This window comes from Micromonospora sp., assembly GCF_048594385.1.
GTDB classification, from domain to species: domain Bacteria; phylum Actinomycetota; class Actinomycetes; order Mycobacteriales; family Micromonosporaceae; genus Micromonospora; species Micromonospora wenchangensis.
Window position 1 is genome coordinate 1 of sequence record NZ_JBMDWU010000169.1, and the last position, 12555, is coordinate 12555.

At 73.7% G+C, this 12555-nt stretch carries 15 protein-coding genes; 10 read left to right on the top strand and 5 right to left on the bottom strand.

Going from position 1 to position 12555, the window contains the following annotated elements; genetic code table 11:
* Positions 1-102: 102 nt before the first annotated feature.
* The 4 genes from ACOJTC_RS08855 (at position 103) to ACOJTC_RS08870 (ending at position 3249) form a co-directional block, all read left to right on the top strand.
* Positions 103-1206, top strand: coding sequence for a ThiF family adenylyltransferase (locus ACOJTC_RS08855; RefSeq protein ID WP_420116474.1), 1104 nt, complete (start codon positions 103-105; stop codon positions 1204-1206).
* On the top strand, positions 1203-2417 hold the full coding sequence (locus ACOJTC_RS08860) for a PqqD family protein (RefSeq protein WP_420116475.1): 1215 nt from the start codon (positions 1203-1205) through the stop codon (positions 2415-2417). Before ACOJTC_RS08855 ends, ACOJTC_RS08860 begins: the two co-directional genes overlap by 4 nt.
* On the top strand, positions 2414-2983 hold the full coding sequence (locus ACOJTC_RS08865; RefSeq protein ID WP_363654304.1) for a DUF3105 domain-containing protein: 570 nt from the start codon (positions 2414-2416) through the stop codon (positions 2981-2983). Before ACOJTC_RS08860 ends, ACOJTC_RS08865 begins: the two co-directional genes overlap by 4 nt.
* Before the next feature lie 74 nt (positions 2984-3057).
* The gene (locus tag ACOJTC_RS08870; protein ID WP_088646215.1) at positions 3058-3249 is read left to right on the top strand and encodes a DUF5703 family protein; all 192 of its coding nucleotides are present in this window, start codon (positions 3058-3060) and stop codon (positions 3247-3249) included.
* Positions 3250-3363: 114 nt separating this feature from the next.
* Here ACOJTC_RS08870 and ACOJTC_RS08875 read toward each other — a convergent pair whose 3' ends face one another.
* Both ACOJTC_RS08875 and ACOJTC_RS08880 read right to left on the bottom strand, forming a co-directional pair.
* Positions 3364-4026 (bottom strand): hypothetical protein, encoded by a 663-nt coding sequence (locus tag ACOJTC_RS08875; RefSeq protein WP_204924506.1) that lies wholly within the window; start codon positions 4024-4026, stop codon positions 3364-3366.
* Positions 4027-4072: 46 nt separating this feature from the next.
* The gene (locus ACOJTC_RS08880) at positions 4073-5401 is read right to left on the bottom strand and encodes a M20/M25/M40 family metallo-hydrolase (RefSeq protein ID WP_420116476.1); all 1329 of its coding nucleotides are present in this window, start codon (positions 5399-5401) and stop codon (positions 4073-4075) included.
* A gap of 305 nt (positions 5402-5706) precedes the next feature.
* Here ACOJTC_RS08880 and ACOJTC_RS08885 point away from each other — a divergent pair, with 305 nt between their 5' ends.
* The 3 genes from ACOJTC_RS08885 (at position 5707) to ACOJTC_RS08895 (ending at position 7598) form a co-directional block, all read left to right on the top strand.
* The gene (locus ACOJTC_RS08885) at positions 5707-6258 is read left to right on the top strand and encodes a hemerythrin domain-containing protein (protein WP_420116477.1); all 552 of its coding nucleotides are present in this window, start codon (positions 5707-5709) and stop codon (positions 6256-6258) included.
* An 85-nt stretch (positions 6259-6343) separates the two neighbouring features.
* Positions 6344-7342, top strand: coding sequence for a LysR family transcriptional regulator (locus ACOJTC_RS08890; protein ID WP_204924509.1), 999 nt, complete (start codon positions 6344-6346; stop codon positions 7340-7342).
* A 19-nt stretch (positions 7343-7361) separates the two neighbouring features.
* A complete protein-coding gene (locus ACOJTC_RS08895) occupies positions 7362-7598 on the top strand; it encodes a hypothetical protein (protein ID WP_420116478.1) in 237 nt (78 codons plus the stop codon).
* Positions 7599-7706: 108 nt separating this feature from the next.
* Here ACOJTC_RS08895 and ACOJTC_RS08900 read toward each other — a convergent pair whose 3' ends face one another.
* From ACOJTC_RS08900 to ACOJTC_RS08910, 3 genes are read right to left on the bottom strand one after another with little or no spacing between them, the layout of a single operon-like run.
* Positions 7707-8057, bottom strand: a complete 351-nt coding sequence (locus ACOJTC_RS08900) for a DUF3140 domain-containing protein (RefSeq protein WP_088646221.1) — start codon at positions 8055-8057, stop codon at positions 7707-7709.
* Positions 8057-8221, bottom strand: a complete 165-nt coding sequence (locus ACOJTC_RS08905) for a hypothetical protein (RefSeq protein WP_420116479.1) — start codon at positions 8219-8221, stop codon at positions 8057-8059. Before ACOJTC_RS08905 ends, ACOJTC_RS08900 begins: the two co-directional genes overlap by 1 nt.
* A gap of 13 nt (positions 8222-8234) precedes the next feature.
* Positions 8235-10787, bottom strand: coding sequence for an ATP-dependent Clp protease ATP-binding subunit (locus ACOJTC_RS08910; RefSeq protein WP_420116480.1), 2553 nt, complete (start codon positions 10785-10787; stop codon positions 8235-8237).
* A 121-nt stretch (positions 10788-10908) separates the two neighbouring features.
* On the opposite strand from ACOJTC_RS08910, the gene ACOJTC_RS08915 reads away from it, so the two are divergent.
* The 3 genes from ACOJTC_RS08915 to ACOJTC_RS08925 form a co-directional block, all read left to right on the top strand.
* On the top strand, positions 10909-11286 hold the full coding sequence (locus ACOJTC_RS08915) for a hypothetical protein (RefSeq protein WP_204924512.1): 378 nt from the start codon (positions 10909-10911) through the stop codon (positions 11284-11286).
* A gap of 212 nt (positions 11287-11498) precedes the next feature.
* Positions 11499-11759 (top strand): hypothetical protein, encoded by a 261-nt coding sequence (locus ACOJTC_RS08920; RefSeq protein ID WP_088646224.1) that lies wholly within the window; start codon positions 11499-11501, stop codon positions 11757-11759.
* A 9-nt stretch (positions 11760-11768) separates the two neighbouring features.
* Positions 11769-12555, top strand: a 787-nt coding sequence (locus tag ACOJTC_RS08925; RefSeq protein ID WP_420116481.1) for a hypothetical protein, incomplete at its 3' end; no start/stop codon positions are given.

The window sequence follows — 12555 nt, forward strand, 5'->3', positions numbered from 1 at the left end:
GGGGGGCCGCCCCCACGGGGGGGGGGGGGCCCCCCCCCCGGGGGGGGGGGGGGGGCGGGGGCCCCCCCCCCGGCCGGCCATCTTCCAGGAGGTCTTCGCCCGATGCAGCGGCCCCGGATCAAGGGCATCCACAAGCCGGTACGGCTCCACCCGACCCTGATCAACATCGGCGGTCGGCAGCTGGGGATCGGCGCGGAGATCGACGACGAGGACGGCAGCCTCTGGGAGCTGCTGCGCCTGATGGACGGCACCCGGACCCGGGCGGAGATCGTCGCCGCGCTGCTCGACGTACGCCCGGAGATGGCCGCCGAGGACGCGACCGACGCGATGCAGACGATCATCGACGCCGGGTACGTGGAGGATGCCGCCGCGCCGCCCCCGCCCGAGCTGAGCCCAGCGGAGATCGACCGCTACGACCGGGCATTCACCTACCACGCCTGGGTGGATCTCACCCCGCGCACCTCCCGCTACGAGGTGCAGGCCCGGCTCAAGGCGGGCCGGGTGGTGGTGCTGGGGCTCGGCGGCTCCGGGTCGGCGGTGGCCGCCTCGCTGGTGGCCGCCGGGGTGGGCACGGTGCACTGCGTCGACTTCGACGTGGTCGAGGCGGGCAACCTGACCCGGCAACTGCTCTACACCGAGGACGACATCGGCGCCGCCAAGGTGGACACCGCGGTGGCCCGGCTGCGCCGGATGAACCCCCACGTCACGGTCACCGGCGAGGAGGCCCGGGTCGACTCGACGCAGGACGTGGCGGCGTTGATGCGCGACCGCGACCTGCTGGTGCTCTGCGCCGACCAGCCCCGGCACGCCATCCGGGAGTGGACCAACCGGGCCGCCCTGGCCACCGGCACCCCCTGGATGCTCGCCCAGTACGCGGGCCCGATGGCGGTGATCGGTCTCTTCGTGCCCGGTCAGACCTGCTGCGAGGCGTGCCTGCCGAGCGTCACCGACCGGCTGCGTGAGGAGCACGGCACCGAACCGGAGGAGTTGTTCGAATTCACCGGGCACGCGGTGATCGCCCCCACCGCCAACCTCACCGGGCACCTGGCCGCCCTCGACGTCGTCTACCACCTCGCCGGCATCCCGACGACCACCCGGGGCCGGATGTTCCACCTGAGCCTGACCGACCTGACCTACCACTCCGTGGTCAACCCCCGGCCCGGCGTCAAGTGCGACACCTGCGGCTGGTTCCAGGAGGAACGGTGACCGTGCTCGGGTTGGACAGCCACCCCGCGGTGACGCACCTGGTGGTCCGCCAGGAGGAGGACGACGAGTACGTCGTCGGCGACCTGACCAGCGGGAACTTCGTGGTGGTGCCCGAGGTGGGGGCGCGGCTGGTCGCGTTGTTCGCCGCCGGCCGGACCGTCGCCGAGGCCGCCGACGAGGTGGAACGCGAGACCGGTGAGCCGGTCGACGCGCTGGACTTCGTCGAGGTGCTCGTCGAGGCGGGCATCATCCGGCCGCAGAACGACGGTGGGCCGCCGCCGACGCAGGCCCGCCCCTGGTCGGTGTCGCGCATCCCGGCCCGGCTGGTCCGGCCGCTGTTCGGCCGGGTGGCCTGGACGGTGTACGTCGGCGCGCTGGTCGCCACCCTGGCGATGTTCGTCGCCGAACCGTCCCTGCTGCCGACCTACGAGGACACCTTCATCTTTCCCGACGTGGTGCTCAGCCTGCTGATCACCAATGTCACGGTGGCCCTGCTGACGGTGGTGCACGAGGCGTGGCACGCGTTCGCCGGGGCGGCCGTCGGCGTCCGGTCGCAACTGCGGTTGGAACGCCGGGGGATCTTCCCGGTGCTGGAGACCGACCTGACCGGGCTCTGGGCGTTGCCGCCGGAACGCCGCTACGGCCCCTTCCTCGCCGGCATGGCCATCGACGGGATCCTGCTGTTCGCCGCCGTCGCCCCACGGTTCGCCTGGTCGCGGGGCTGGCTGGAACTGCCGCCGGGAATGGTGCGGTTCCTCGCCATGGTGGTGTTCAGCCAGGCCGTCAAGCTGGCCTTCCAGACGCTCGCCTATCTGCGCACCGACATGTACCTGGTGATGGCCACCGCGACCGGCTGCCGCAACCTGCACGAGGTGACCCGGCTCAGCCTCAAGAAATGGGTTCGCCGGCTGACCCCGGCCGAAAGCACCGTGCTGCGTGACGCGCACGCCCGGGATCTGCGGGTGTCCCGCTGGTACCGGTTGTTGTATGTCGCCGGGGTCATCTGGATGGTCTGGTTCGCCATCCATTTTCTGCTACCGGGGGCGAAAGTGACCCTGGGGTGGGCCGCCGGAGTGCTGACCGGCGCACCGTTCGGCAGTGCCTACTGGTGGGAGGGAATTGCGCTGGCGGCTTTCGCCTCACTCAACATCCTGCTGCCGCTAGGGGTGATCGTGCGTAATCGTTACCGCGCCGGAAGGTTGGCCACGTGAACCGCAGATGGCTCGGCCCGGTGGTCAGCGTGGTGGTCACCGTGCTCAGTGTGGCGACCATGTCCAGCCTCGGGGTGGGGGTGTTGGTCAACCTGTTCGGCGGGGACGCCGCGCTGCCCTGCGACCGGCTCCCGGGCACGGCGCAACCGTTCGAGGGCGACCGGCACATCGCGTACGAGGGGGCGCCGCACGAGCCGTACCGGACACTCCCGCCGACGTCGGGGCCGCACTCGCCCCGGGTGGTCGTGCCGGGCATCTACCGCGACGCGGTGCCGGAGGAACTCCAGGTGCACGCGTTGGAACACGGCCACGTGCTGGTGCAGTACGCCCCGGACGTCCCGCCGGGCGACGTCGAGAAGCTGGAGCGGCTCGGTCGCCGGCATCCCCGTGACGTGGTGGTGGCCCCCTACCCGGCGCTGGGTCACGGCATCGGGTTGACCGGCTGGCAGCGGCTGGACCGCCTGGACACCCTCGACGAGCGGGCGGTCGAGGAGTTCGTCGAGCGGATCGCCGGCCGCTACGACCACTCCTGGCAGCACGGGGCGACCGACTGCGTGCCGGGCTGACCGGCGGTGGCGGGTGGCGCGGCGCACCGGCCAAAGGGTGGCGCGGGGCCGCCGGGCTGGGCAGCATAGGTGCCATGGACTACGAATACGCGCCGCTGCGGTTGCCGCCGAATGTCGACAGGTTGACCGCCGCGGCGCAGCTGGCGATCCAGGCGGAGTTCTCCGGGTGGGAGTTGGCCCGGGTGCAGCTGTTCCGGGACGGCACCCGCAAGGTGGTGTTGCGCCGCCGCCGGGTCAACCAACCCCAACCGGGCCTGTCCTACTGACTGACCCCGTCGGCGGCACCGACCGTCGTCCGGGGGCACCCGGGTGGCCCGGGGCCGCCGGCCGGCCCGCACCGGGCGAGCCCGGTGGTGCCGTCGGGCGACCCCGGCCACCGTCTAGTGCCGGTGCCCGGCGTGGTCGTGGTCGTCCTCGTCGAGGAACGGGTGCTCGTCGAGCCGACCCACCAGCCGGTCGTCGGCGGCCGGGGTGAACGGGCCCACCGGATCGTCGTCGTCGAACGACTCCAGGTCGACCGGGGTGCCGACCTCGCTGACCATCACCACCCCGTCCAGCGGCTCCAGCTCCGGCACGTCCAGGGCGGACAGCGAACCGTCGCCGCTCTGCAACAGCTCCAGCACCGCCTCGCCGACCCCCTCGACCGGCGCCGGCTCGTCGTCCTCGGGGGTGCCCTCGCGGCGGGCCACCTCGGCGACCCGCAGCAGCGCCGAGACGCTCGGCACCCGGTAGTCGCGGCGCTGGCGTACCGAGATGACCTGCGGGTGCGGGTCGGCGGCCTCGGCGTCCCCGGCCGCCCCGCCGAACCGCTCGTCGGCCTCGTCCGGGTCGATGGACTCGACGTCCCAGGGCGTGACCTCGCCGAACGCGTCGAGCAGCTGCTCGTCGTAGGCGAAGGAGGCGTTGTTCAACGCCACGTACGCCTGCCACACGTCGTCGTCGTCGATCCGACCCTGCGCGGCCCGCACGGCCGTCAGGTGGGCACGGGCCGCGTCGATCACGCGTTCCAGGGCGGCGTCCAGCTCACCGTGCTGGTCGGTCATGAGGCTGTCCCTTCGAGACATGGGGGGAGGTGCGGCACCGGTCCGGTCAGCAGTTGCGGAGGAACCGGTCGAGCACCCGCACGCCGAACTGTAGTCCGTCCACCGGTACCCGCTCGTCGATGCCGTGGAACAACGCCGAGAAGTTGAGATCCGCCGGCAGCCGCAGCGGGGCGAAACCGAAGCACCGCATGCCGAGCTGCGCGAACGCCTTGGCGTCGGTGCCGCCGGAGAGCATGTACGGCACCGGGCGGGCACCCGGGTCCTCGGCCCGCAACGCCGCCGACATCGCGTCGACCAGGTCGCCGTCGAAGGTCGTCTCCAGGGCGGGCTGGCGCTGGATGTACTCGATCTCGATGTCCGGGCCGACCAGCTCACGCAGCTGCCGTTCCAGCAGCTCGGACTGGCCGGGCAGGCTGCGGCAGTCGATGGTGGCGGTGGCCCGGCCGGGAATGACGTTGTCCTTGTAGCCGGCGGCCAGCCGGGTCGGGTTGGCGGTGCTCCGGACGGTCGCGCCGATGATGTTGGCGATCGGGCCGAGCTTGGCGATGGCGGTCTCCGGGTCGTCCGGGTCCAACTCCACGCCGAGCACGTCGGACAGCTCGGTCAGGAACGCCCGGACGGTCGGGGTGACGGTGAGCGGGAACCGGTGCCGCCCGATCCGGGCGACCGCCTCGGCCAGCGCGGTGACCGCGTTGTCGTCGTGGACGAACGAGCCGTGCCCGGGGCGGCCCTTGGCGTGCAGCCGCATCCAGTCCAGCCCCTTCTCGGCCGTCTCGATCAGGTAGAGCCGCTGGGCGTCGCTGATCGAGTAGGAGAAGCCGCCGACCTCGCCGACCGCCTCGGTGCAGCCGTCGAAGAGGTCCCGGTGCTGCTGGACGAGGAAGTGCGCGCCGTAGTCGCTGCCCGCCTCCTCGTCGGCCGTGTAGGCCAGCACGATGTCGCGGGGCGGGCGGACGCCGGTGCGCTGCCAGTGCCGTACCACCGCCAGCACCATCGCGTCGAAGTCCTTCATGTCGATCGCGCCCCGGCCCCACAGGTAGCCGTCGCGGACCTCGCCGGAGAACGGGTGCACCGACCACTCGGCGGCGTCGGCGGGCACCACGTCCAGGTGGCCGTGCACCAGCAGCGCGTCCCGGTCGGGCTCGGTGCCGGGGATGCGGGCGACCAGGTTGGCCCGCCCGGGCGCCGACTCGTGGATCTCGGCGGCCACGCCGACCTCGGCGAGCTTCTCCGCGACGTACTCGGCGGCCCGGCGCTCGCCCGCGCTGGTGTCGTTGTCGCCGGTGTTGGTGGTGTCGATGCGCAGCAGGTCACGGCAGAGGTCGACGACCTCGGCGGTGGGGTCGGGCGCGGCGGAGGCGGCATCGCTCGTCATCGCCTCTTTCTACCAGTCCCCGGCCCAGCCGCGAACGGCCCGGCCGCCGCGGCGACGGCCACCCGGGGCCGCCCGGCGGCGGGGTGCCGGCCGAGCGGGCCGTGGGCGGCGGAAACACCGGCGGTGGACGCCGTCCCGGTTTGCCGATCACCGGGTACGGGTACCGGCGCTGGCGTCCCCGTTCCGCCCGTCGCACCGGCCGGCGCCCCGCCCCGGCCCCCCCCGAGGAGGACGTCAAGTCCCCCGTTCCCCTGCCGCCGCTGCCGCCCTCCGCCGACGACGCCTACCGTCCGGGTGGGCGCAGCATGGCCGACCTCGCCGACACCGAACACCGGCAGCTGCTCGCCCTGGTCGACGAGGTCACCGACGCCACGGTGGCGCCCGCCCGGCGGCGCGAGGTGCTCCAGGTGCTCACCGCCATGGTGTCGCGGCACCTGTCGGCCGAGGAGCAGTACCTGCTGCCCACGATCCGCGCGGCACTGCCCGACGCCACCGCCCGGGTGGAGCGGGAGATCGCGGCGGACGCGACGCTGCTGACCGCGCTGAAGGCCCTCGCCGGACCGGACGACCCGACGCTCGCCGACGTCGCCGCCCAGGTGCGTCGGCATGTCACCGCGGTGGCCGAGCTGGTCACCCCGCTACGCGAGGTGGCCTCCGACGCGGAGCTGATCCGGCTGGGCAACCGGTGGGAGATCGCCGAGGAGGCGGCGCCGACCCGGCCGCATCCGGGCACCCCGGCCACCCCGCCGTGGAACAGGATCGTCGAACCGGCCGTCGGCGTGGTGGACAAGCTGCGCGACGCGGTGACCGGCCGGCGTACCCAGTTGGCCGACCTGAACCGCCGTCCGCGACAGTGATCGACCGAACCCGATCCGTCAGGTTCACCGGCCCGGTTCGGTCCGGGGCCTTCCGTCTATCGACGTGTGGCCATACCGTCACCATATGAATCTGGAGCTGCGTCACCTCCGGGTGGTCTGCGCTATCGCCGAGACGGGCAGCGTGACGAAGGCCGCGTCCACCCTCGGCCTGGCCCAGCCGGCCCTGACCGCCCAGCTTCAGCGCATCGAGCGGGCGCTGGGCGGTCCGCTGTTCGAACGCGACAGGCGGGGTGCCCGGCCGACCGCGCTGGGTGAGTTGGTGCTGTCCCGGGCCCGGGTGCTGCTGCCGGCGATGAAGGGCCTGCAGGACGAGGCGGCCCGGCTGGCGGGGGCCGACGACGCCCTCGGCCGGTACCGGTTCGGCGGGGTGAACAGCCCGATCCTGGGCCGGCTGGTGCACCGGCTCGCCGCCGAGCAGCCGCACGCGCAGATCACCACGTACGCGTCGTGGTCGGCCGACGAGCTGGCCGCCCTGGTCGCCGGTGGCCGGCTGGACTTCGCGCTGACCGGCGTCTGCGGCGACGCCACCCCGCCGGCGGAGTTCGGGCTGGCCTGGCGGGAGGTGGCGGTCGATCCGGTGCTGGTGCTGCTGCCGTCCGCCCACCCGTTGGCCGACCGCGACGAGGTCGGCCTGGCCGACCTGCGCCACGAGCAGTGGGTGGCCGCGCCGGGTGACGGCTGCTTCGGCGACTGCTTCGCCGCCGCCTGCGCCCGCGCCGGGTTCACCCCCCGCAAGGTGTACGAGACCGACGTGCGCGGCTGCATGGACCTGGTCGACGCCGGCGAGGCGGTGGCGTTGTGCCAGGCCACCTTCCGCCCGGTCGCCGGGTTGGTGACCCGGCGGCTGGCCGGCACCCCGCTGCGCTGGCGGCTGCTGCTCGGCTGGCACCCGGAATCCCCGGCGGCCCGGGTCGCCGAGGCGGTGCTGGACGACGCGGTCGCCGCGTACTCCGACTCGCTGGCCGCGCACCCGGACTACCTGGCCTGGTTGCTGCGGCATCCCGAGTTCGGGGCCCGGGACACCGGCACGGCCCGCCCGGCCCCACGGGTGCGAACGGCGTGACGGCGGGTATCAGCCCTGCATGACCGATCTCTATCCGGCCGCCGACCAGCGGGAGCTGCTGCGTCGGGCGGCCAGCGCGCACACCGCCGCCGCCCGTGACGTCGAGACGTTCCTGCGTCGGCTGCCCGAGGTTCCCGACCCGGCCGACATCACCGAGTACGCGACGCTGCTCACCCGGGAGGAGCAGACCCGCACCGAGCGGCAGGACGCGGCCGACGCCGCCGGCCTGCAACTGCCCAGCCTGGAGTCCGAGTAGCCGCACCGACGTGCCGGGCACCCGGGACGGCGTCCCGGGTGCCCGCCACGGTGTCGGCCCGGGTCCGGTTCCGGCGGGTCCGGTGCCGGTCCGGGTCCGGTCGGCGGGTCAGCGTTCGACGAGGACGTCGTGGCCCAGGTCGAGCAGGGCGTGCCGCCACTCGTCGTCGGCGTTGCCGTCGCCGGGCTTCTCGTCCACCAGCGACCGGATCCGGTCGATCGCCGCCCGCATCACCGCGACGTCGGCCGGGGTGAGGTCGACCTTGCGCTTACGCAGCACCGCCAGGATCTGCCGGCCGGGCTCGGGCAGGTCGAGGTCCGGGTCCGGGCCGAACGCCTCCTCGCCCGACCCCCGGGTCAGCAGCCACTGCCGCAGCTGTTCGGAGGGGACGTTCACCTCGGCGTGGAAGTCCTCCCAGATCAGCTCGACCTCGGGGTCGAGTCGCTGTTCGCGTGCCATCACGCCTCCTCTTCCGGTGGCCCGGGTGGCGCCGGGTCCCCGTCGTCGGTCCACTGCCCCGGGCCCTCCGGCGGCACCTGCACCCGGGTCGGGTTCGCCGTCGGGGGCGCGAGGATGGGTGCGGTCCGCTCGGCGTACTCCTCGGTCTCCTCGGGTTCGGTCATCTCCGCCCTCCGGTCATCGGGGATGCGAGGTGGTGGCGGGCGCGTAGTCGCGGTCGCCTGCGGACACGTCGAAGGTGAGCTGTCCGTCCCGCGCGTCGACGGTGACCTTCTGCCCCGGGGAGAGCTGGTTCTCCAGCAGCATCCGGGACAGCCGGTTGTCCACCTCCCGCTGGATCACCCGGCGCAGCGGCCGGGCCCCGAACTCCGGCTGGTAGCCGTGCTCGGCCAGCCAGTCGGTGCCGGCCGGGGTGACGTCGACCTGGATGTCCTGGGCGTGCAGCCGGCGGCGGGTCTCCTCCAGCAGCAGCCCGGTGATCTGGCGCAGCTGCTCGGCCTCCAGCCGCTGGAAGATGATCGTCTCGTCGATCCGGTTGAGGAACTCCGGGCGGAAGTTCTCCTGGAGCCGGCGCATCAGCCGCTCCCGCAGCTCGTCGGCCTCCTGCTGGTCGCCCTGCGCGCCGACGCCGAACCCGACCGTCCGCTGGGCCCCGGTGATCAGCTCCGAGCCCAGGTTGCTCGTCATGATCAGCACGGTGTTCTTGAAGTTGACCGTGCGGCCCTGGCTGTCGGTGAGCCGGCCGTCGTCGAGCACCTGCAGCAGGATGTTGAACACGTCCGGGTGGGCCTTCTCGATCTCGTCGAGCAGCACCACCGCGTACGGGCGGCGGCGGACCGCCTCGGTGAGCTGGCCGGCCTCCTCGTAGCCGACGTAGCCGGGGGGCGCGCCGACCAGCCGGGCCACCGTGTGCCGTTCCTGGAACTCGCTCATGTCCACCCGGACCATCCGGTCGGCCTCGCCGAACAGCGCCTCGGCCAGGGCGCGGGCCAGTTCGGTCTTGCCGACGCCGGTCGGGCCGAGGAACAGGAAGCTGCCCATCGGCCGGTTCGGGTCGGCCAGCCCGGTGCGGGAGCGGCGGACCGCCTCGGCGATGGCGTTGACCGCGTCGTCCTGGCCGATCACCTTCTGGTGCAGGTGGCCCTCCAGGCGCAGCAGCCGGTCCCGTTCCTCCTCGGTGAGCTGGCTGATCGGGATGCCGGTGGACCGGGAGACCACCTCGGCGATCTCCGTGGTGCCGACCGAGGGCACCTGGGTGTCGCCGCCGTCGCCCCGGACCCGGCCGATCTGCGCCTCCAGCTCGGCGAGCCGGTCGCGCAGCGCGGACGCCTTCTCGTACTGCTCGTCGGCGACCGCCTGTTCCTTGTCCCGACGGACGTCCTCCAGTTGCTGCTCCAGTTCCCGCACGTCGGAGGCGGGGGTGCGGGTACGCAGCCGGACCCGCGCGCCGGCCTGGTCGATGAGGTCGATCGCCTTGTCCGGCAGGAACCGGTCGGTGACGTACCGGTCGGACAGCTCGGTGGCGGTGACCAGCGCCTCGTCGGTGAACCGCACCTGGTGGTGGGCCTCGTAGCGGTCCCGCAGGCCGCGCAGGATGGCCACGGTGTCCTCGACGTCCGGCTCGGGCACCAGCACCGGCTGGAACCGGCGGGCCAGGGCGGCGTCCTTCTCGATGCTGCGCCGGTACTCGTCCAGCGTGGTCGCCCCGATCACCCGCAGCTCACCGCGCGCCAGCGCCGGCTTGAGCATGTTGGACGCGTCCATGCCGCCCTCGCTGCCGGCGCCGCCCGCGCCGACCAGGGTGTGGATCTCGTCCAGGAAGATGAAAATCTCGACCCGGTGGGCCCGGATCTCGTCGATCACCGTCTTGAGCCGCTCCTCGAAGTCGCCCCGGTAGCGGGTCCCGGCGACCAGGCCGGCCAGGTCGAGTTGGACGACCCGCTTGCCGAGCAGCGTCTGCGGCACGTCACCGTCGCAGATCCGCTCGGCCAGGCCCTCCACGATGGCGGTCTTGCCGACGCCGGCCTCGCCGATGAGCACCGGGTTGTTCTTGGTCCGCCGGGACAGGATCTCGACCGCCTGTTCGATCTCGTCGGCGCGGCCGATCACCGGGTCGATCTGGTCGTTGCGGGCCAGGTCGGTGAGGTCCTGGCCGTACTGGTCGAGGGTGGGCGTGCCCCGGTCCGGTTTCGGGCCGGCCGTCGCCCCGCGTTCGGCGCCCGCCGCCTGCAACGACTCGGGCTGGATCCGGCCGGCGGCGAGCATCCGACCGGCGGGCGACTCCGGGTTGAGCGGCAACGCCATCAGGATGTGCTCGGGGCCGATGTAGTTCGCCCCCATCGCCCGGGAGAGCTGGTGGGCGTCGAGCAACGCCCGTTTCGCCGCCGGGGTGAGGGAGAGGTTCGGTGGCACCTCGCCGCGCGGGGCGCCGTCGGCGCGGCCACCGAGCGCGTTGACCAGGGTGTCCGGGTCGGCGCCGGCACGGCGTACCAGGTCGCGCAGCGGCTCGCGCTGCAACGCCGCCCAGAGCAGGTGGTCGGTGTCCAGGTCGGTGCTGTGTTTCTGGGCGGCCCGCCGGGCGGCGTCGGCCAGCATCTCCCGGGCGTCGGCGGTCATCAGCCGGGTGATGTCGACCCGATGGGCCGGCCGGCGTCCGCCCTCACCCCGACCGAAGTACCGGGCCAGGAACTCGTCCCACGGGTCGGAGCCGAAGTCACCGGGTCCCATCATGTCTGTCCTCCGCTCCTCGGGCGCGGCCGGGCCGCCGAGGGCGACACGCAGGCGCGACACGATCGCCGGTGGCTACCCGACGGTCGCCCCGACAAACGCCGACAGGTGGCAGGGTGGAGGCATGGACACCCATCCGCTGCTGATCGTCGACGGTGCGAACGTGGTCGGCTCCCGGCCGGACGGCTGGTGGCACGACCGGGCCGGTGCGGCGGCCCGGCTGCGCGACCGGCTGGTCCCGGTGGCCGACACCGGCGTGCCCCCGGAGCTGCCGGCGCCCGTCGAGGTGGTGCTGGTGGTGGAGGGCGCGGCCCGTGACGTGCCGGGCGTGGCCGGGGTACGCACCGTCGCAGCCCCCGGTTCGGGCGACGACACCATCGTCGACCTGGTCCGCGAGTCGGCGGACCGGCGGCGGCTGGTGGTCACCGCCGACCGGGAGCTGCGCGGCCGGGTGGGCGAGTTGGGCGCCGAGGTGTACGGCCCACGCTGGTTGCCCTCCTGACCCCCGTCCACGGCGTGGGTGGGTGGCGCGCAACCCCGCCCCGGCGGTCCCGTCGGCGGGATCAGATGTCCCGCTACCGTGACCGGGTCAGCGGCTTCCCGCACGTCAGGGCGGTAACGGGACAGCGCGGCGGCAACACCGCCAGGGCGGATGTTCTCTCCCCGTCGGGTATACGTTGTAATGGAGATCTCCCCGCCCCCAGGAGGTCACCCGTGGCGAGCGTCGCCGAGCTGAAGGCCGCGATCGACATCGCCCTCCAACAGATCGGTGACGGGCAGAGCGCCGTCCAGGCCGCCGGGGAGAAGCTCGCCGAGGCGCAGCAGACCCTCGCCGGGGCGCTGGAGGGCAGCGGGCACGAGACCGTCGAGGCCGCCCAGGCCTCCCTCACCCAGGCCGGCCAGGAGCTGGAGGAATGTCTCGCCGCGACGCTCGTCGCGGTGGAACAGGCGCAGCTCTACGTGTCGTCGCTGTAGCGGGGCGTCGTGTCGATCGTCGAGGACGTCGGAGCCCAGGTACGGGCCGCCGCCGAGGAGTTTCCCCTGGCCCAGCTCGCCCTGGCCCTGGAGAAGTTCGGCCAGGCCACCGAGCGGTTGCGCTGGGTACGCCAGGAGTCGGCCAACCCGATGGGGGTGCCGGAACTCGCCGCCGCCACCGAACACGCCGAGTCGGCCGGACACGCCCTGCGGGTCGCCCAGGAACAGCTCTCCGGCTACCTCGCCGCCATCGGGCTGGCCCCCGACGGCCCGCCCCCGGCGCGCGCCGACGGTCCCGCGCCACGCCACGACGGGCCCCGGGGCGACACCACCGCGCCACCTGCCGCCCCGGCACCGGCCGCCGACGAGGACCCCACCGTCAAGCGCTGGTGGGCGGTCCGGGTCGCCGAGCTGACCGGCGGCCGGGAGGGCCAACCCGAGCAGCCGGACGAGCGGGTCGCCGACTCCCGGGAACTGCTGCACCGGGTCGTCGCCGGCATCCGCTCCGGCGACCGGGACCGGCTGCACCGGGAGCTGCGCGCCGCGCACGCCGACGTCGGCCTCGGGCTCGCCGCGATCGCCCCGCCGCTGCTACGCGACCTCGCCGGGGAACTGCTCGGGCATCCGCCCCGCGCCGACGACCTGCCCCGGCTGCGCCGGGAACTGGACGGCCGGGTCCGCGACCTGCTGCCCGGTCTGCCGCCGCCGGTGCTGCACACCCTGCTCACCCGGGTCTGCCGGATGCCCCCGCCACGCCGGGGCGAGGGCGAGCAGGAGCAGCCGCACGCCGCCGACC

Coding starts and splice junctions, on each gene's coding strand:
- ACOJTC_RS08855 (WP_420116474.1), top strand. CDS start 103: ATGCAGCGGCCCCGGATCAAGGGCATCCACAAGCCGGTACGGCTCCAC.
- ACOJTC_RS08915 (WP_204924512.1), top strand. CDS start 10,909: ATGGACACCCATCCGCTGCTGATCGTCGACGGTGCGAACGTGGTCGGC.
- ACOJTC_RS08880 (WP_420116476.1), bottom strand. CDS start 5,401: ATGACGAGCGATGCCGCCTCCGCCGCGCCCGACCCCACCGCCGAGGTC.
- ACOJTC_RS08910 (WP_420116480.1), bottom strand. CDS start 10,787: ATGATGGGACCCGGTGACTTCGGCTCCGACCCGTGGGACGAGTTCCTG.
- ACOJTC_RS08895 (WP_420116478.1), top strand. CDS start 7,362: ATGACCGATCTCTATCCGGCCGCCGACCAGCGGGAGCTGCTGCGTCGG.
- ACOJTC_RS08870 (WP_088646215.1), top strand. CDS start 3,058: ATGGACTACGAATACGCGCCGCTGCGGTTGCCGCCGAATGTCGACAGG.
- ACOJTC_RS08905 (WP_420116479.1), bottom strand. CDS start 8,221: ATGACCGAACCCGAGGAGACCGAGGAGTACGCCGAGCGGACCGCACCC.
- ACOJTC_RS08885 (WP_420116477.1), top strand. CDS start 5,707: ATGGCCGACCTCGCCGACACCGAACACCGGCAGCTGCTCGCCCTGGTC.
- ACOJTC_RS08890 (WP_204924509.1), top strand. CDS start 6,344: ATGAATCTGGAGCTGCGTCACCTCCGGGTGGTCTGCGCTATCGCCGAG.
- ACOJTC_RS08900 (WP_088646221.1), bottom strand. CDS start 8,057: ATGGCACGCGAACAGCGACTCGACCCCGAGGTCGAGCTGATCTGGGAG.
- ACOJTC_RS08875 (WP_204924506.1), bottom strand. CDS start 4,026: ATGACCGACCAGCACGGTGAGCTGGACGCCGCCCTGGAACGCGTGATC.